18 protein-coding genes are annotated in these 18,721 nt (G+C 56.5%); 8 read left to right on the forward strand and 10 right to left on the reverse strand.

Annotated elements, in window-relative coordinates; all coding sequences use genetic code 11:
• Positions 1 to 61: 61 nt before the first annotated feature.
• From KO116_RS18500 to KO116_RS18520, 5 genes are all read right to left on the reverse strand, one after another.
• The gene (locus KO116_RS18500; protein ID WP_035564673.1) at positions 62 to 490 is read right to left on the reverse strand and encodes a TIGR01244 family sulfur transferase; all 429 of its coding nucleotides are present in this window, start codon (positions 488 to 490) and stop codon (positions 62 to 64) included.
• 29 nt (positions 491 to 519) lie between these two features.
• Positions 520 to 1,428, reverse strand: a complete 909-nt coding sequence (locus tag KO116_RS18505; RefSeq protein WP_035564675.1) for an MBL fold metallo-hydrolase — start codon at positions 1,426 to 1,428, stop codon at positions 520 to 522.
• A 167-nt stretch (positions 1,429 to 1,595) separates the two neighbouring features.
• Positions 1,596 to 1,814: a DUF1653 domain-containing protein gene (locus KO116_RS18510; protein WP_035564676.1), complete on the reverse strand. Its 219-nt coding sequence runs from the start codon at positions 1,812 to 1,814 to the stop codon at positions 1,596 to 1,598.
• Positions 1,811 to 2,707, reverse strand: coding sequence for a tRNA cyclic N6-threonylcarbamoyladenosine(37) synthase TcdA (gene tcdA, locus KO116_RS18515; RefSeq protein ID WP_035564678.1), 897 nt, complete (start codon positions 2,705 to 2,707; stop codon positions 1,811 to 1,813). Before tcdA ends, KO116_RS18510 begins: the two co-directional genes overlap by 4 nt.
• A gap of 10 nt (positions 2,708 to 2,717) precedes the next feature.
• A complete protein-coding gene (locus KO116_RS18520) occupies positions 2,718 to 3,491 on the reverse strand; it encodes a pseudouridine synthase (RefSeq protein WP_035564679.1) in 774 nt (257 codons plus the stop codon).
• A 187-nt stretch (positions 3,492 to 3,678) separates the two neighbouring features.
• On the opposite strand from KO116_RS18520, the gene sodC reads away from it, so the two are divergent.
• Positions 3,679 to 4,215, forward strand: coding sequence for a superoxide dismutase family protein (gene sodC / locus KO116_RS18525; protein ID WP_035564681.1), 537 nt, complete (start codon positions 3,679 to 3,681; stop codon positions 4,213 to 4,215).
• Between the two features lie 184 nt (positions 4,216 to 4,399).
• Positions 4,400 to 5,875, forward strand: coding sequence for a carbon starvation CstA family protein (locus tag KO116_RS18530; RefSeq protein WP_035564683.1), 1,476 nt, complete (start codon positions 4,400 to 4,402; stop codon positions 5,873 to 5,875).
• Between the two features lie 106 nt (positions 5,876 to 5,981).
• Here KO116_RS18530 and bfr read toward each other — a convergent pair whose 3' ends face one another.
• The 5 genes from bfr to lptF all read right to left on the reverse strand — a co-directional run bounded on the left by bfr (position 5,982) and on the right by lptF (position 9,734).
• Positions 5,982 to 6,464: a bacterioferritin gene (gene bfr / locus KO116_RS18535; RefSeq protein WP_009288515.1), complete on the reverse strand. Its 483-nt coding sequence runs from the start codon at positions 6,462 to 6,464 to the stop codon at positions 5,982 to 5,984.
• A 191-nt stretch (positions 6,465 to 6,655) separates the two neighbouring features.
• Positions 6,656 to 6,862 carry a (2Fe-2S)-binding protein gene (locus KO116_RS18540; protein ID WP_035564686.1) on the reverse strand — a complete coding sequence of 69 codons (207 nt, stop codon included), beginning with the start codon at positions 6,860 to 6,862 and terminating at the stop codon, positions 6,656 to 6,658.
• A 169-nt stretch (positions 6,863 to 7,031) separates the two neighbouring features.
• Entirely contained in the window at positions 7,032 to 7,505 is a 474-nt protein-coding gene (locus KO116_RS18545) for an RDD family protein (RefSeq protein WP_035564688.1), read from the reverse strand.
• Between the two features lie 85 nt (positions 7,506 to 7,590).
• Positions 7,591 to 8,655, reverse strand: coding sequence for an LPS export ABC transporter permease LptG (gene lptG / locus KO116_RS18550; protein WP_035564690.1), 1,065 nt, complete (start codon positions 8,653 to 8,655; stop codon positions 7,591 to 7,593).
• Positions 8,655 to 9,734 (reverse strand): LPS export ABC transporter permease LptF, encoded by a 1,080-nt coding sequence (lptF, locus tag KO116_RS18555; RefSeq protein ID WP_082072647.1) that lies wholly within the window; start codon positions 9,732 to 9,734, stop codon positions 8,655 to 8,657. Before lptF ends, lptG begins: the two co-directional genes overlap by 1 nt.
• A gap of 146 nt (positions 9,735 to 9,880) precedes the next feature.
• On the opposite strand from lptF, the gene KO116_RS18560 reads away from it, so the two are divergent.
• From KO116_RS18560 to KO116_RS18585, 6 genes are all read left to right on the forward strand, one after another.
• Positions 9,881 to 11,401 (forward strand): leucyl aminopeptidase, encoded by a 1,521-nt coding sequence (locus tag KO116_RS18560; protein WP_035564694.1) that lies wholly within the window; start codon positions 9,881 to 9,883, stop codon positions 11,399 to 11,401.
• 166 nt (positions 11,402 to 11,567) lie between these two features.
• On the forward strand, positions 11,568 to 12,689 hold the full coding sequence (locus tag KO116_RS18565; protein WP_035564695.1) for a branched-chain amino acid aminotransferase: 1,122 nt from the start codon (positions 11,568 to 11,570) through the stop codon (positions 12,687 to 12,689).
• Positions 12,690 to 12,789: 100 nt separating this feature from the next.
• Positions 12,790 to 13,221, forward strand: coding sequence for a DNA polymerase III subunit chi (locus KO116_RS18570; protein ID WP_035564696.1), 432 nt, complete (start codon positions 12,790 to 12,792; stop codon positions 13,219 to 13,221).
• A gap of 41 nt (positions 13,222 to 13,262) precedes the next feature.
• Complete coding sequence (locus KO116_RS18575; protein WP_035564698.1) at positions 13,263 to 14,474, forward strand: MFS transporter; 1,212 nt, start codon at positions 13,263 to 13,265, stop codon at positions 14,472 to 14,474.
• Positions 14,475 to 14,578: 104 nt separating this feature from the next.
• On the forward strand, positions 14,579 to 17,425 hold the full coding sequence (locus tag KO116_RS18580; RefSeq protein ID WP_035564700.1) for a valine--tRNA ligase: 2,847 nt from the start codon (positions 14,579 to 14,581) through the stop codon (positions 17,423 to 17,425).
• 232 nt (positions 17,426 to 17,657) lie between these two features.
• Entirely contained in the window at positions 17,658 to 18,701 is a 1,044-nt protein-coding gene (locus KO116_RS18585) for an aminoglycoside phosphotransferase family protein (RefSeq protein WP_035564702.1), read from the forward strand.
• The last annotated feature ends 20 nt before the right edge of the window (positions 18,702 to 18,721 follow it).

The raw sequence follows: 18,721 nt of genomic DNA on the forward strand, positions 1-18,721 counted from the left end.
CTCATAATAGGTATCTGCTGATACAGGGCCTTCGTACTAGGGTTTCACGCGTCTTCGCTTTTTATTCGGCGCTCCGTTCAAGACCTTGGCGCTGGTCTTCCAAGTCCACCCCTGCCGCGTGAGCCGCCGTAAACAGTTCCGCCAAATCGCACTGCTCGTGCTGACGCTTGGCGTAGGCCCACAGGTGCGTGGCCCGCTTACCTGAGCGGCAAAATGCCAATAGCGGGCGCGGCAGCTGTTGAAGCGCTTCAGCAAAGGCGCGGATGTCAGCTTCGCTGTACTCACCTGGCTTCACGGGGATATGCACCCAGGCAAGCCCAAGCTGCTCGGCTTTTTCGCGGTAGCGCGCCTCGTCGGGAAAGTCCTCGCTCTCACCTTCGATGCGGTTACACACCACCGCGTGAAAACCACGGGTTTTTACCTCCTCCAACTCATCCAACGTCAGCGCTGAGGTGATCTCAACGCCTGGCTCCAATGGCTTCGTTTGCATGACCACACCTCATATTAGTTTGGATAACATCAATCCCAGGCCGCACCTTCCAGGGCATCCAGGGGGATTTTCAGATAGCGCTTGTCGTTGGCTTCTGGTTCCGGCAAGCGGCCGCCGCGAGTATTCACCTGCAGCGCGTGCAAAATCAGCTTGGGCATGGGTAGCTCGCCATCCCGCTGGTGGCGCAGGGCGATGAACTCCTCCTCGCTTTTGCCTACCAAGTGCGGGTTGTTGGCTCGCTGCTCATCGACGCTGCTCTCCCACTGCGGTTCACGGTCGTCGGGCATATAGTCGTGGCCGGTGAACAGCCGCGTATTGCCCGGTAGCGCGAGAATCTGCTGAATGGAGTTCCATAGGGACTTGGCATCCCCACCGGGAAAATCGGCTCGCGCCGTCCCAAAATCAGGCTGAAAAAGGGTGTCATGCACAAAGGCGGCATCACCGATTACGTAGGTGATGGAGGCCAGCGTATGGCCAGGCGAGTGCAGCACGCGGGCGCTGAGCTCACCGATGGCAAACGTATCGCCCTCGACAAACAGCGTGTCCCACTGGCGGCCATCGGTGGGCATCTCCGGCCAGTGGTAGATCTCCTTCCACAGGGCCTGAACTTTGGTCACGTACTGGCCAATCGCCGTCGGTGCGCCGGTTTTCTGTTTTAGGTACTGGGCTGCTGAAAAGTGGTCTGCGTGGGGGTGCGTATCCAGAATCCACGCCACTTTCAGTCCCTCTTCCTCGATATATTTCAACAGCGCGTCAGCGCAAAAGGTGGCCGTTGCGCCAGACTTTTCGTCGAAATCCAGCACCGGATCAATAATCGCGCACTGCTTGGTGGCAGGGTCGCTGACGATGTATTGGATGCTAAAGGTACGTGGATCAAAAAAGCCCGCAACATCAGGTGCGCCTGTGCCTGTGCTTTGAGAAAGGGCAAAGGTCTGCATGCTTATCTCCCGGCTACTTGAGTAGGGTTGCCTGACGCCAAAGCGCCAACAACTGTTATAAAGATAGCTGATTATGGAATATAAGCAATAACAACCACAAAAACGCCGCCTCCCTGCTAACAGGGGGCGGCGGAGAATAAGAGCGACGATGGAGCAATCAATACGGGCTAGAAAGCTTTCTCCAATGCAAAGCGCGGCTGGGTGTTGCCTTCTTTCGTCACGCTCTCCATGAACATCGCCAGCGGGCGCACCCAAAGACCGTAGTCGCCATATAGCGCGCGGTAGACTACCAGCGGTTCTTCGCTTTCGCTGTGCTGGGCGGTGCCCACTACTTCGTAAAGACTGCCTTTGTAGTGGCGGTAAATACCGGGAACGGGAGTCGTCATTCGTTTTCCTCTTGGATGGCCTGAGTGGCGGCGGGCTGATTCGCTTTCTTGGCGAGGCGCTCCAGCACTTTGGAGGCGGCAACAAAGCCAAAAGTGCCAGTGAGAAAGGTCGCCGCGCCAAAGCCGGAAGCGCAGTCGAGCCGTGTAGCCTCGTTGCTGCCGGGCTTTTGCAGGCACACTTCGCCGTCGGCACTGGGGTAGATCAACTGCTCATCGGAGTAGACGCACTCCACCGAAAAGCGCCGCTTGGGGTTGCGGGAGAAGCCGTAATCGCGACGCAGCCGCGAGCGCACTTTGGAGAGCAGCGGGTCGTGCTCGGTGCGGGTCAAATCCGCCACTTGAATGCGCGTGGGGTCGGTCTGCCCGCCCGCCGCGCCGGTCACGGTAATCGGCATTTTGCGCCGCTTGCACCAGGCGATGAGCGCGGCCTTGGCGATCACGCTATCAATGGCATCCACCACATGGTCGGCATCCTCAGGAATGCGCTCGGCCAGGTTGGTGGGCGTGACGAAGGCGGTATCCGCGATGATCTCAATCTCTGGGGCAATCAGGCGGCACCGCTCGGCCAGCACATCTACTTTGGGCTGGCCAATCGTGCCATCCAGCGCGTGGAGCTGGCGGTTGACGTTGGAGACACACACGTCGTCCAGGTCGATCAACGTCAGCTTGCCAATGCCCGAGCGGGCCAGCGCCTCGACCGTCCAGCTTCCCACGCCGCCAACGCCGACTACCACTACATGGGCACGGCGAAACGCCTCCGCAGCGCGCTGACCGTAGAGGCGCCGAATACCGCCAAAGCGGAAGTCATAGTCGCTAGAAGAATAGGCGCTAGAAACACGGTCGCTAGAAACTGAGGCGGTAGCAAGGGAGGTTGATGGCTCGTTCAAAGGCATAGAAACAGACTCACAGTGCTTGGAGAGCGGAAGGCGTTGCAAGAGGTGGCGTTCGTACACTATCCAGCGGCAAATGCCCTGCCCAGCCTAGGTGATGAAACAGCGCGATCATGGTCTCGTCCAAGGCGCAGCTCAATTGTACACGTTTGGCCAACAGCGGATGGTCAAAGGCTAAATAGGTGGCGGCCAGCAGTAAGCGCGGCGCGCCCAACTGCTCGGCAAAAAAGCGGTTGTGAACACTTTTACCGTGTTTCGCATCGCCGATAATGGGATAGCCCCGCCGTGAAAGATGACGACGAATTTGGTGGCGCCGACCCGTCAATGGCCGAGCCTCTACCAGGGAGTAACGCGCCACTGGGTAACGGTCGACCTGTACCGGCAACTCAGCGCTATCCAGACGGCGAATATCGGTCATCGCAGGCATGGCAGGCATCTCAGCTTTAGGCCGAGTGCCATCCTCTTCCCGCAGTGGGTAATCCAAACGTTCGCTCTCAGGTGCTTTACCCCGCACCACCGCCAGGTAGCGCTTTTCTACCTGACGCTCGCTAAAGGCTTCGCTGAGCAAGCCAGCCACCGTTGAAGAGAGCGCAAAAACGATCACACCTGACGTCGGTCGATCCAACCGGTGAACGGGATACACCCGCTTACCGAGCTGGTCGCGAAGCCGCTGGAGCAGAAATTCAGTTTCGCCACGCGCTAACGCCGAGCGGTGCACTAATAGGCCTGACGGCTTATGCACTGCAACGAGATACTCATCCTGATAGAGGATGTTGAGTGGCGTCATAACGCTCCCTGGTAACAGCTGGTGACAAGACTTTCTACAAAAGCTATCTATCAAACAGGCCGCTATTGTCGCGGCTTGACGAGCCGATGTCATCCGTCGGGTTAATTGGCGAACAAACCGCTTGGCAGCTACCTTAAATAAGCAACGCCACTACAGCGTTTCCATGGATTCGGAAGGAGATAACTCTATGCGCTATTCAACACCGCTTACCGCTATTGCCGCTTCGCTGCTGCTCGCCAGCACGGCGGCGCAAGCCAATGAAACCCTTGAGGTGGAGATGCACAAAGTCAGCGCCGAGGGGGTTGAAGACTCGATCGGCACCGTATCTCTTGAGCATACCGATCATGGCTTACTGCTAACCCCTTCACTAACCAATCTTGAGCCCGGTGTTTATGGTTTTCACGTCCACCAGAACGCCAGCTGCGATCCTGCCGAAAACGACAGTGGCGAAATGACCGCTGCACTGTCCGCAGGTGGTCACTATGACCCCGAGAAAACCGGCACCCACCAAGGCCCTTACGGTGAAGGTCATTTAGGTGACCTACCGGTGCTGACCGTGAATGAGGATGGCGAAGCCAACCTGCCGGTACTGGCGCCCCGCTTGAGTATGGAAGATATGCCGGGTCGCAGCCTGATGATTCATGAAGGCGGTGACACCTACACAGATGAGCCACATCTGGGCGGTGGCGGCACCCGCATGGCCTGCGGCGTGGTCGAGTCGTAGATTAACCATCGTTGTTAACAAACAAAACGGGCAGCCATTGAGCTGCCCGTTTTTGCCTGCGGGCAACTAAAGTCTAACTGTGATTTTATAGTGCTTATCTGTACATTCGCCGTGGCTAAAGAAGCCCTTTCTTGTGTGCTCTTAGCATGCTCGCCTATCCCCCTCACTGCTCTAGGTACCTTAGATGATTACCTTTATCGTATCGATCCTGCTGCTAATAGCGGGCTACTTTACCTATGGGAAGTTCGTTGAGCGCGTGTTTGTGACCGATCGCAAACGGCGTACACCAGCGTTCACCATGCGCGATAACATCGACTACGTGCCGATGAATACCACGCGTAACTCGCTTATCCAGTTACTTAATATTGCCGGTGTAGGCCCTATTTTTGGTCCTATTCTTGGCGCACTTTATGGCCCTGTTGCCTTTATATGGATTGTGGTCGGCTGCATCTTTGCTGGTGCTGTCCACGATTATCTGACCGGGATGATCTCGATTCGCAATCACGGCGCTCACCTGCCCCAGCTAGCAGGTAAGTTCCTCGGTAAAGCGATGAAGCACGTGGTGAATGGCTTTGCGATTCTGCTGCTTCTTCTGGTGGGTACGGTCTTTGTGACCTCACCCGCAGCGCTGCTGGCCAATATGACGTCGCTGTCGTTAACACTCATCATTGTTGCCATCTTTATTTACTACCTGATCGCCACCCTGCTGCCGATTGATAAAGTCATCGGCCGTATCTATCCCTACTTCGGTGCGCTACTACTGTTCAGCGCGGCGGGTATTGGTATTGGCTTGATTGTGACGGGCGCCCCCATTCCAGAGCTCTCCTTCCAGAACATGCATCCTGAAGCAGCCCCCATTTTTCCGCTGCTGTTTTTAACCATCTCGTGTGGTGCGCTTTCCGGCTTTCACGCCACCCAAACGCCGATTATTTCGCGCACGACTGAAAATGAAACCAATGGGCGTAAAATCTTTTACGGCATGATGATCACCGAAGGCATCATTGCGATGATTTGGGCGGCGGCGGCGATGAGCCTGTTCTACGGCGACCAGTCGCTCTCCGATGTGCTGGCGGCGGGCGGTCCTGCTGCAGTGGTGAGTGAAGTCTCCACCACCATGCTTGGCGCTGTCGGCGGCACCCTGGCCGTACTTGGCGTTATTGTGTTGCCGATCACCTCTGGCGATACCGCTTTCCGCAGCGCGCGAATGATCATTGCAGATTACATTAAGATCGATCAAAAGCCGATTATGAAGCGCGTCATGGTCGCTCTACCGCTGTTTGTAGTGTCCTATGCATTAACCCATATGGACTTCACGCTACTATGGCGTTACTTCTCATGGGCGAATCAAACCACCGCCGTTATCGCGCTGTGGGTAGGTACCATGTATCTGGTGCTGTCGCGTAAACCTCACTTGATCACGTCAATCCCAGCCACCTTTATGACCATGGCCACCTTTACCTATTTGGCCTATGCTCCTATCGGTTTTGGCCTACCGCTGCACTTGAGCTATGTGGTAGCGGCACTGGGTACGCTTATCTGCATCGCGCTATTTATGAAGCGTGTACGTCGTTTGAGCCGCACGACCTTTACCGTTGATGAACCTGCAGAAGCAGTACTGGGTGCAGGTAAAGCAGGCGATTCGCTGGCGACAAGCTCTTAACGCAGCGTTTCCATTTCGCACCTATAAAAAACGGGCAGCCATTGGCTGCCCGTTTTGCTTTGTGCGCTTAGCTGACTTCAAAGCTAAGAGTTTGGCTAAAGAGTGCTTACTCGTCGCCTGCCATCTGCATTTGGCGCTGCATGTAATTCTGAATACCTACCTTGTCGATCAAACCCAGCTCTGTTTCGATGTGATCGATATGGTCTTCTTCATCAGCAAGCAGGTCACGCAGCATATCGCGAGTCACGTAATCTTTAACGCTTTCGCAATAGGTGATGGCCTCGATGTAATCGTTACGGCCGTCGTGCTCAATTTTTAGATCGCTTTCGAGCATCTCTTTGACGTTTTCGCCAATGTGCAGCTTGCCAAGGTCTTGCAGGTTGGGAATGCCTTCCAGGAATAGAATGCGCTCGATGATCTTGTCAGCGTGCTGCATCTCTTCAATGGACTCATCGTATTCCCATTTGGCGAGGGCTTTCAGCCCCCAATCTTTATACATTTTGGCGTGCAAAAAGTACTGATTGATCGCAACGAGTTCGTTGCCGAGCGCCTTATTAAGATGCTCAATAACTTTCGTATCACCTTTCATAACGTCACCTTTTCTACTGTAATGCTGATGTTTAATCTAGTTTAGACAATACGATCAAGCAGTTACGTTTGGAGAAGAGCATAGACGCAAATAGCTATACTCCCAGCGTTTCTGAGAGTATAGATAAGGTGATTAAAAGTTCAAGTAAATCATATATTTGCTAACGATAACTCTAACAATAGTGATTCGCGTCACACAGCATAAGCGAGTCCCATATCGGCTTCTTGGCGCGCTTCAAACACTGCATCACGGGTAATAGATTTGGCATAGCATGCGCACTTGCCGCACTGCGTTGCGCAGCCGGTTGCTTCACGCACTTCTCGCCAGCTGCGCGCTCCGTCGCTAACGTGCTGGCGAATATGATGGTCGGTTACTCCCTTGCACACGCAAACGTACATGGCGATACCTCATAAAAGTCATGAGGTGAATGTAAATGATTCGCATAGGTCTTTTCAAGTAGAAATGACTGCTTGTTGGTATCTATTCGTCTTAAAGAACAAACAAAGTACGATAACCTATTGACTTAGCAATGTTTTCTATCTTCATAAGGCATATCGCAAGTGACCATTATTTTTTCGGCAATACCACCGTTTGCGTGTTAGAAGCAATATCCGGCCAGCTACGCCGCTGCTTATCGAACAGTACCCATAAGTAGCCCAAACCAAATGCCAGCAGCGAGAGCCACGCCACCGCGCAGCGAATGAGGCACTGCCTCAAATTCAGCGAATAGCCATCCAGTGTTTGCACCCGCAACCGCCACGCCTGCATGCCCAACGTCATTCCTCCACGCGACCAGGAAAAAACGAAAAACAGCGTGACAAAAAACAGCAGCAAGAGACGCAGGCTCCAGATATCACCGGCCGTGGTGCCAATCTCTTCTGGCTGCTGGCCAAGCACATAGCGGAAAAAAACCATATGCGCGACGGTCACGGCAATCCAGATCGCGGTGACCAAAAAGCCGTCATAGAGCATGGCACCCAGGCGGCGTCCAAGACCCGCTGGCCATACGCTGTCCAACTGAGCAAAGCGTCGTATTCGCATAGTTCCTCTTATTAGTTCTTGTTTGCCACTTGGTGGTGATGACGTCTCATTTGGGCTTAGCGAACTATGCCTACCCCTTGCGGCATTAACCATTGCGACGTAGAAAGTAGATCCCTACCCCGGCACACGCTAATGTCGGCACCAGTACGGCCCATACAGGGGAAAAACCAAAGATTGTCGAGGCGGGCGCCAGCAAATCCTGTACATACTTGAAGCTCAGCCCGGTGACCACGCCGTAAAACACGCGCGTACCCGCGGCCACGGTGCGCAGTGGGCCAAACACAAAGGAGGCGGCAATCAGCACTAGCGAGCCCATGGTGAGCGGCATCAGCATCTTCTGCCAAAAATACAGCAGCGCTTGGTCATTCTGCAGGTTCTGCTCCTCAAGGAACTGGGCATAGGCCCACAACTCGCTGGGTGCCTGGCTCTCGATATCGCGCAGCAAGCGCTCCAGTTGGGTCGGGGTAAACGCAGTGTCCCAGCCCATGCTTGCCGATTGATCCGACTCCGTGTGATCGTCGAAAATGCGCGTGGTAGCGACGTTTTCCAACCGCCACGCCTCGCCCTCCCAACGAGCACGCTGTGCGTAAGTGGCTTCGACTAGCTGGCGATCATCAAAGCGATAACGGGTTAAATCAAGCACCACGTTATCCGCACGGATCGCCCCAAAACGGTAGACACTATCACCCTCGATCTGCCAGCCGCTGCGGCTGGTCAGCATGGCGCCTTCGCCTTGGAGTTTTTCCAAGCGCCACGCTTCGGCGTATTGCTCGGTGCGCGGGCTAACATATTCGGCAACCAGCAGCACCACGACCACCACCACCAGCACCGGCTTCATCACGCCCCACACAATGCGCGCCAGGGAGCGCCCAGCCGCACGCATAACGGTGAGCTCATTGCTGGACGCCATGCTGCCCAAACCAATCAGCGCGCCGATTAACACCGCCACCGGCGCATATTGGTAAAAGCGCCAGGGCGTACGCATTAACAGGTAAAGCAGCGCATCAAAAGCGGTATAACCCACCTGTACATCGCCTAAATCATCGATATAGGCGATAGTAATATCCAAACCCAACAGCACAAACTGAACGACGACAATGGCCGCCAACACGTTGCGGGCGATATAACGATCGAGACGGTCAAGTACCATTAGCGCATCCCCTTACGTTGCGAGCGCCACAGCATTAGCAGGCCCAACCCCAAGAACAAACCATGTACCGGCCACACACCCAGCATAATGGACCAAGTACCGCTGCCAATCGCATCGACCACCGCCAGCAGCAGGCTGAGATACGCAACATATAAAAAGACCGCGGGCAGTAGTTTGCCGAAGCGCCCCTGGCGGGGGTTGACGCGGGACAGCGGCTGAGCCATCAAAGCCAGCACAAACACCATTAAGGGTAGGCCCGCACGCCACTGCCACTGGGCCTGAGCACGGGGACTTGGATTATTCCATAGCTCAAGCGTGGTCGCGTACTCCAGAGAATCAAGCTCCTGCCGGTCGCGACTTAACCCCAGGCGCAGGGTATAGCGCTCAAACGTGAGCCGCTCGGCGCTCTGCTCACCTGGCGTCACCCCGTAGCGTTCACCATCATCCAGCACCAAAAATCGGCTACCGGTTTCAAGCCTCGTTTCCTGAAAACCCGATGCGGCGCGGGTCACGTAGTCGTGGGTACCTTCATCGCCCTGCTGGTTCTGCTCGTGCACCAATACATCCTGCATTTCCGTGCCATCGCTGGAAAAGCTGCCAATGTAAGCGGTACGACCACCCCCAAATTCCTGAAAGCGCCCCGGCGCCAACACAGAAACATCCAGGCGGCTACGCTGCTCTTCCAGCGCAGTTTCCGTTTGCAGCGCGCCATAGGGGGTCAGCCACAGGCTGCAGATACCTACCAGCACCGCCACCACGCTGGCGGGTAGCAGGGTCACTTTCAACAGCCGCGTAGGGCTCATTCCGCAGGCGACCATCACGGTAATTTCGCTATTCATGTAGAGCTGCCCGTAGGCCAGCAGGATGCCCAGAAAAAAAGACAGCGGTAAAATCAGTTCCATAAAGCCGGGCAGGTGAAACATCATTAGGCTGCCTAACATGGTGACCGGAATATCACCTTCCGCTGCGTCCGAAAAATAGCGGATAAAGCGGCTGCCCATAATCACCAGCAACAGGATGCCAGCGACCGCCGACATGGTGAGTAACACTTCGCGAGTTAGATATCGAAATAAAATCAACGCGCTCTCCGGCTAGTCGTGCAGGATGCCATGCAATAAGCGAATGGCTTGGGTACACTAAACAAATTATTCTCAGTCCCTTTTCACAATCAAAAGCAACGGGGCATTATCCCGAATCCCTCGCTGCTTGTCTTGTTGGAGCCGTCATGGAATTTTCCGTTCAGACTGCGAACCCGGCCAAAACCGAAACGGCCTGCCTTTTGGTACCGGTTTTCAAAGGGAGCGATCTTCTGCCCACCGTTGCCAAGCTGGACGACGCCAGCGAGCGCCTGATTGGCCAATTGCTGGAACGCGGCGACTTTGACGCCGCGCTGGGCAACGTGCAATTAGTGCCCTTTGCACCGGGCCTGGGCGCTGAGCGCATCTTGCTAGTGGGCTTGGGTGAGCGCGAAAAATGCCAGGAAGCCGCCTTCATCAAGGCCCTGGATGCGGCCATGGCAGCGTTGGTAAAACTACCTATCGATGAAGCGAGCGTGGTATTCGGCGATGTGCCACTCGCCGACCGCGACCCTGCCTGGAAAGCGCGCAAGGTGATGGAAGCAGCTGAGCGGGCCATTTATCGCTTTGATCAGTTCAAATCATCGCCCGCACCGGCCCTCAGTCTAGCCAAGCTGACGTTAATGATCAGCGATGCTGACGCTGTTTCGCAGGTTAAGCAGGGCGCCTTAATAGGCAATGCAATCGGCCAAGGCATCAACTACACGCGTACCTTAGGCAACCTGCCTGCCAATATCTGCACGCCTCGCTATTTAGCCGAGCAGGCAGAGCAGCTGGGCCGCGATTCAAAGGGCGCACTTGAGGTCGACATTCTCGATGAAGAAGCGCTGGAAGCTCTGGGTGCAGGCTCGCTGCTTTCCGTCGGTCGCGGCAGCAAGGAACCGACACGCTTGATCGTCATGAAGTACCAGGGCGCCGACAATGGTGAAGAAGCGCCCCATGTACTAATCGGCAAAGGCATTACCTTTGATACTGGCGGCATTTCGCTCAAGCCCGGCGAAGGCATGGACGAAATGAAATTCGACATGTGCGGTGCTGCCAGCGTATTCGGCACCGTCAAAGCGGTGTTGGATATCAAGCCGAAGCTCAATCTGGTGTTTATCGTCGCCGCCGCCGAAAACATGCCCGACGGCCGCGCCACCAAGCCCGGCGATATCATCAAAACGCTAAAAGGGCTGACCGTCGAAGTGCTCAATACCGACGCCGAAGGCCGCTTGGTGCTGTGCGACGCGCTAACCTACGCCGAGCGCTTTACTCCCGCCAGCGTGGTCGATATCGCCACTCTTACTGGCGCTGTGATTGTCGGCCTAGGCCATCACGCCACCGGCCTGCTCTCCAACGACGACGACCTAGCGCTGGATTTGCTGGATGCCGGCGAAGGGGCATGGGATCGCGCCTGGCACCTGCCGCTGTGGGATGAATACCAAGAGCAGTTAGACTCCAACTTTGCCGATCTGGCTAATATTGGCGGCCGCCCCGCGGGTACGATTACCGCCGCATGTTTTCTATCACGCTTCGCCGATCACTTCCCCTGGGCGCACCTGGATATCGCGGGCACTGCTTGGCACTCAGGCAAGCAAAAAGGCGCCACCGGCCGGCCGGTTGGGCTATTAACCCAGTACCTGTTGGACCGTGAAACCGATGCCCAAGTAGAAAACAGCGACGGCTAATATCATCACTCGGCACCACGATCCCTCGTTCAACGGTTGCCTTTCAGCGCGGCAACCGTTAAACCTGAATACATGAGCGTGCACCCTGTCCTTGGACACACGCCGTACTTACATACACTGCTTACTTTTGCCCTTCGGGGTCTGGCTCTAGCGGAGACAACACGCCGTGCCCACAGCTTCAAATAACCAGTCAGAATCGCGTTTTGAAATACTGCCGTCCAACCAGCCTACGGCCGATGAGATCCGTGAAAACATCCTTAAAAACCCCGGTTTTGGTCGCTACTTTACCGACCACATGGCCCATATTCGTTGGACCGTGGACGCCGACTGGCACGGCCATCAGGTGCGCCCTTACGGCCCGCTAACCCTCGACCCTGCTGCCTCTGTACTGCATTACGGCCAGGAGATTTTTGAGGGTATCAAGGCCTATCGCCACGCCGACGGCTCAATCTGGACATTCCGCCCTGAGAAAAACGCCGAGCGCTTCCGCCGCAGCGCCCGCCGCTTGGCGCTGCCGGAACTGTCCGATGAGGATTTCATCGGCTCGCTGAAAGCGCTGCTCGCCCAGGATCAGGCTTGGGTACCTACGCCTGCCAGCGCCTCTGATGAGTGCAGCCTCTACCTGCGCCCGTTTATGATCGCTTCTGAAGCATTTCTTGGCGTACGCCCCTCACAGGAAGTCGATTACTACGTGATCGCCTCCCCCGCCGCGGCGTACTTTAAAGGCGGTATTGCCCCGGTGTCGATCTGGCTCTCCTCGAACTACAAGCGTGCAGCCCCCGGTGGCACCGGCTTTGCCAAGTGTGGCGGCAACTACGCCGCTTCATTGGCCGCGCAAAAAGAAGCCGAAGCCCACCAGTGTGGTCAGGTCGCGTTTCTCGATGCGGCTGAAAACAAGTGGGTGGAAGAGCTGGGTGGCATGAACCTGTTCTTCGTCTTCAAAGACGGCCGTTTGGTGACGCCGCGTCTGACCGACACCATTCTCGAAGGCGTGACGCGCAACTCCGTACTCACACTGGCCAAAGATGAAGGTCTAACGCCAGAAGAGCGCGCTATCAGCATTGACGAGTGGCGCGAAGGGGCGGCATCTGGTGAGATCACCGAGGTGTTTGCCTGCGGTACCGCCGCGGTCATCACTCCGGTAGGTGAACTGGTCACTGAAAACGAGCGTATCAAGCTCACCGCGGGCGGCAATAATGAAATCGCCATGCGCATCCGTACCAAACTGCTCGACCTGCAGTACGGCCGCAGTGAAGATAAGTACGGCTGGCTAACCCAGCTGGTTTAAGCGGGTTTAAAACCCACGCTTCACCGTTCAACGCCGCCGCAACGTTTGCGGCGGCGCTGTTTGTAAGTAGTACATTTATCTGCAATCGCTGGAGCCGCCAATGGCCCGTATTGATTTCTACATTCTGCCCGATACGACCTTGGAGGCGCGCTTGCAGTTTGCCTGCAAACTGGCCGAGACCATCTGGCGTAAAGGCTACCGCCTGCATCTACACTGCGAAGACAGCGCCCTCGCCGAGCAGGCCGATAGCGCGCTGTGGAATTTTCGTCCGGATGCCTATTTACCCCACGCCCTGGAAGATAGCGAAATGGCCGCCAGCGTACCGATCACGCTAGGCTGGCAGCAGCTGCCGGTGCCGACAGAAGAAACCGCCCTGCTTAATTTGCACCCCGATATTCCCGAAGGTGTAGAACGCTACGCGCGAATCGCCGAGATCATCAATCAGCACCAACAAGTGCTGGTCGCCAAACGCACCTGCTGGCAGCGCTATAAAGAAATGGGCCATGAGGTCGTGCCGCATAAGCTCGGTTAACTAATCTTTTAACAACAATAACTCAACGCACGAGAGCGCCCATGCAGTTTCACACCTTTTTAGCCCGCACTCCCCTGGCCGTTATCGTCATCGCCCAACTGTTCGGCACTTCGCTATGGTTTAGCGTTAATGGCGTTGGTCTGGCGCTGCAGGAGGCCGTGGGCCTTAGTGAAAGCGATTTGGGTCTGCTCACTATCGCCGTTCAGGCCGGGTTTATTAGCGGCACGCTGCTGATCGCCACCACCGGCCTTGCTGACCGAATTCGTGCCAGCCACCTGTTTGCGTTTTCTGCCGTTCTTGGCGCACTGATCAACGCCGCTTTTATCGGCGTGGCCGAGAGCGTCACGCTGGCAGCCGTGGCGCGCTTTGCAACAGGGCTTTGCCTGGCCGGTATCTATCCGCTGGGTATGAAACTGGTGGTGAGCTGGACTCCCAGCCACGCCGGGGCAGCGCTGGGTTGGCTGGTGGGCATGCTGACCTTGGGCATTGCTTCCCCACACCTGCTACGCGGGTTAACGCTGCACCTGCCCTGGCAGTGGCCGCTGCTGTTGGCCTCATTGTTGGCGCTGGTCGCCGCGCTGTTGATTTTCAGACTGGGCGTAGGCCCACACCTCCCGGCCACCGCCAAAAGCGGGCGCCCTTGGGCAGGGCTGGCCGCGTTTAAACAGCCGCGTTTTCGCGCCGCCGCGCTAGGTTATTTCGGCCATTGTTGGGAGCTGTATGCGCTATGGGCGCTGGTGCCGTTTCTGGTCGCTAGGGAATTGGAACGTCTTGGCGCTGCCAACGGCGCCCAGCCATGGCTAAGCTTTGCCGTGATTGCGTTGGGCTTGCCCGGCTGCGTACTCGCGGGCAAATGGAGCCGTCACATTGGCAGCGACCGCGTGGCCTGCGTGGCGTTGGCTGTCTCGGGCACGTTGTGTTTGGTTTATCCGCTTTTGGGCAGCGCATCGCCCTGGCTGTTGCTAGCGCTTCTCGGCGTATGGGGCGTTAGCGTGATTGCCGATTCTGCTCAGTTTTCAGCGCTTGCATCGGCCACCGCCCCAGTCGAGCGACTGGGGGCAGCGCTGGCGATGATGAACGCTATCGGCTTTGGGCTCACCATTCCTTCGATTGCGCTGGTTACCGCGCTGTGGTCGAGCCAGTCGCTGGCGGTGATCTGGTGGCTAGTGCCGGGTCCTATCCTGGGGCTCATCGCCATGCGCGGGTTTTCTTCGCATCAGCACCTTGTAAAGACGGTGCGCGGCAACCGTTAACATTAACAACGAGCGTGAGTAGCACCTGACGACCCCGGCACTCACGCTGTATACTCTCGCGCTATACAATTTCACATTTCTTGCCAGCCGTGAGCCGACTCTCCATGGAAAAGACCTACCAACCCGAACAGATCGAAACCCGCTGGTACGAGCGCTGGGAGGCCGACAACCGTTTCGCCCCTTCCGGCCAGGGCGAGCCCTTTTCGATCATGATTCCACCGCCCAACGTGACCGGCAGCCTGCACATGGGTCACGCGTTTCAGGACACCATTATGGATACCCTGACGCGCTGGAAACGGATGCAGGGCAACAATACCCTGTGGCAGGTAGGCACCGACCATGCGGGTATCGCCACGCAAATGCTGGTCGAGCGTAAAATAGCGGCTGAAGAGGGCAAGACCCGCCACGATCTTGGCCGCGATGCGTTTATCGACAAGGTGTGGGAGTGGAAAGAAGAGTCTGGGGGCCATATCACCCGCCAGCTGCGCCGCATGGGCGCCAGCGTGGATTGGAGCCGCGAGCGCTTCACCATGGACGACGGCTTCTATAAAGCGGTGCAGGAAGTGTTCGTGCGCCTGCACGAAGAAAAGCTGGTCTACCGCGGCAAGCGGTTGGTCAACTGGGATCCTACCCTGCATACCGCCATTTCTGATTTGGAAGTGGAAAATAAAGAGCAGCAAGGCAGCTTCTGGCACTTCCGCTACCCGCTAGCGGACGGAGTTAAAACCGCTGACGGTAAGGATTACGTAGTGGTCGCCACCACCCGCCCGGAAACGCTACTGGGCGACACCGGTGTGGCGGTCAACCCGGAAGATGAGCGCTACGCCTCACTGGTCGGCAAGTTTATCGAGCTGCCACTGGTAGGCCGCCGTATTCCGGTGGTGGCGGATGAGCATGCCGATATGGAGAAAGGCTCCGGCTGCGTCAAGATCACCCCGGCTCACGACTTCAACGACTACGCGGTCGGCAAGCGCCAGAATCATCTGCTGATCAACGTCTTCTCCAAAGATGCGACGATCCTTGAGCAAGCTGAGATCTTTGACCTAAAAGGCCAGCCCCAGCCCGACGAAGACGCCACGCTGCCCGCCAAGTACGCTGGGCTTGACCGCTTTGAAGCGCGCAAGCAGATCGTTGCCGATATGGAGGCGCTGGGCCTGCTGGAGCAAGTCGAAGCCGTTAACAACACCCTGCCCTATGGCGATCGCTCCGGCGATGTCATTGAGCCGTTGCTTACCGACCAGTGGTTTGTGGCGGTGGAAAGCCTCGCCAAGCCCGCCATCGAAGCGGTGGAAAACGGCGATATCCAATTCGTGCCCAAGAACTACGAAAACATGTACTTCGCCTGGATGCGTGACCTCCAGGATTGGTGTATTTCCCGTCAGCTATGGTGGGGCCACCGCATTCCCGCCTGGTACGACGCGGAAGGCAATGTTTACGTTGCCCGTAGCGAAGAAGAAGCCCGCGAGAAGCATGCACTCGACCCCGATGTCGTGCTGACGCAGGATGAAGACGTACTCGATACGTGGTTTAGTTCGGGATTGTGGACTTTCGGTACTCTCGGCTGGCCGGAAAAGACCCCGGAGCTTGAGACCTTCCATCCTTCTAGCGTGCTGGTCACTGGCTTTGACATCATCTTTTTCTGGGTAGCCCGGATGATCATGATGACCCTGAAGTTCACCAAAGAGGTGCCATTTAAGACGGTTTATGTGCACGGTTTGGTACGCGACGGCCAGGGCCAGAAGATGTCCAAATCCAAGGGCAACGTGCTCGATCCTATCGACTTGATCGACGGTATTACGCTGGAAGAGCTACTCGAAAAGCGCACCGGCAATATGATGCAGCCGAAACAGGCCAAGGCGATTGCCAAAGCCACAAAGGACGAATTTAAAGACGGCATCGAAGCCCACGGCACCGATGCGCTGCGCTTTACGTTCCTCTCCCAGGCCACAACGGGGCGTGATATCAAGTTTGATATGAACCGCCTGGACGGTTACCGCAATTTCTGCAACAAACTGTGGAATGCCTCACGCTACGTGCTGATGAACGCCGAAGGCGAAGATTGCGGTACGAGCGGAGAGGAAGTTGAGCTTTCCCTCGCCGACCGCTGGATCATCTCGCAGCTACAGAAAACCGAAGCCCAGGTCACCAAGGCGCTGGACGAGTACCGCTTTGACCACGCCGCCCAAGCGCTGTATGAATTCATCTGGAACGAGTACTGCGACTGGTATTTGGAACTATCCAAGCCCGTACTGTGGGACGAAAATGCGACGGCCGAAGCCAAGCGCGGCACTCGCCGCACGTTAGTGCGCGTACTCGAAGCTATCCTGCGCTTGGCCCATCCGATGATGCCCTATATCACCGAAGAGATCTGGCAACGCGTCTCGCCGCTGGCAGGTGTGTTTATGGGTGACGACGCATCGATCATGCTGCAAGCTTGGCCAGAAGCCGATGAGAGTAAAATCGACGAACAGGCCAGCCTGGATATTGAGTGGCTCAAAGGCGTCATTATCGCCGTGCGTAACATCCGCGCCGAAATGAACATCGCCCCTGGCAAACCCCTCGACGTGCTGCTGACCAAAGGCAAGCCCGAAGATGCCGAGCGCCTGGAAAGCAACCGCCACTTCCTTTCCAAGCTCGCCAAGCTGGAAAGCGTGACATGGCTCGACAACCCTGATGATGCCCCGCTCTCAGCCACGCAGTTGGTAGGTGATATGGAAGTATTGGTGCCGATGGCGGATCTCATCGACAGAGATGCCGAAATCGCTCGCCTCAGTAAAGAGATCGAGAAACAGGACAAACTGATCGGCGGCATCGAGAAGAAGCTTGGCAACGACGGCTTTATCGCCAAAGCCCCCGTCGCCGTGGTGGATAAAGAGCGAGGCAAGCTGGACGAGTTCCAAGCCACCAAGCAGCTGCTGGAAGAGCAAAAGGCGAAGATTGAGGCTTTATAAAGTTGGTTAGTAACAATAGCTGAAACAAAAACGGCACCGTCAGGGTGCCGTTTTTGTTTGGGAACGCTCTGTTGACTTTGTCAGACCACTTCAAAGTTTAGAGTGAGTTAATACAAAGCTTTTCCTCCTCCTTACACCACACCTAATCACATTTTCTTACGAAACGTGTAAGGTTGGTACAAGAACAGCCACCAAGTGGCATCGCTGATTCAGCAACAATACGGACTGCTCTATGCCGACACCAACTGTGGCGCGATTAGAGGCGCTGGCGACCGAACTTGAGCGGGCCGGGATTGCGTACCGCGAGCTTTCGCCAATGGCGGATACCGGGCTAGCTCATGACCATGTATGGGTGCATCGCAACGATGGCGATGATTGGGTGGCGCGGCTACCGAAACAGAGCCAGATGAACCTGCCGCCGGAAGCGAACCTTGCCTATCAGGCCGCCTGTTATCAGCGCTCTAGCCCTGGCGGACACACGCCTGTGCTGTATGACACCCTGCCACCAGGCGAATCGCTGCCTCGTGGCGGGTTGTTGGTTGAGGCGATCCGCGGCCGTCTGGCCAGCCTGCCGGAAGACCTGCCTGCCATTGCAGATGCTCTTGCCAGCCTGCACCGTCAACCGCTGCCCGCTCTCGCGGCACGGGCGCCACTGCTCGCTCCTGAAAATCCGTGGCAGGCGATGGTGGATGAAGTGCGCCAGCAGGCTAACTGGCTAGGCGATGCGCAGCTTTCGAGTAAAGTGACCCAGCGGATTAAGCAGGAACTGGACTTACTTCCGCCCCGCCTAAACGATGAAACCGCGACGCTGATTAGCTTTGACACCCACCCTGGCAACTTCTTAATCCGCGACGATGGCCGCGCGGTGTTGGTGGATTTAGAGAAGTGTCGCTACGGCCTGCCGGGCATTGATCTCGCCCACACCAGCCTCTACACCTCCACTACCTGGGATGTAAACAGCCAAGCGGTGCTATCGCTGAATGACGTGATTAATTTTTACCGCCGCTGGCAAGCAGCCATGAGTGAATCACCCGATACCGACTCCCTGGTCGCCTGCCGTCGCGCTACCTGGCTGTGGTCATTAACCTGGTGCGCGAAATGGCGCGCCCAGCACCTAAACGCTAAAGATGCCCAGCAACGGGGAGAAGACTGGTCGGCAGAACTCACCGACCCTGCCGTGATTGACCACGTGCGTGACCGCGTTGAGCACTACCTCTCGCTGCCGATTATTGATCACGTCCATAGCGAGCTGCAGTGCTTGCAAGCTTCCCTATAACGTTTGTGCTTCCTACCCAA

Origin of the sequence: Halomonas sp. KO116, from assembly GCF_000734975.2 — a bacterium.
Taxonomy (GTDB): Bacteria; Pseudomonadota; Gammaproteobacteria; order Pseudomonadales; family Halomonadaceae; genus Vreelandella; species Vreelandella glaciei.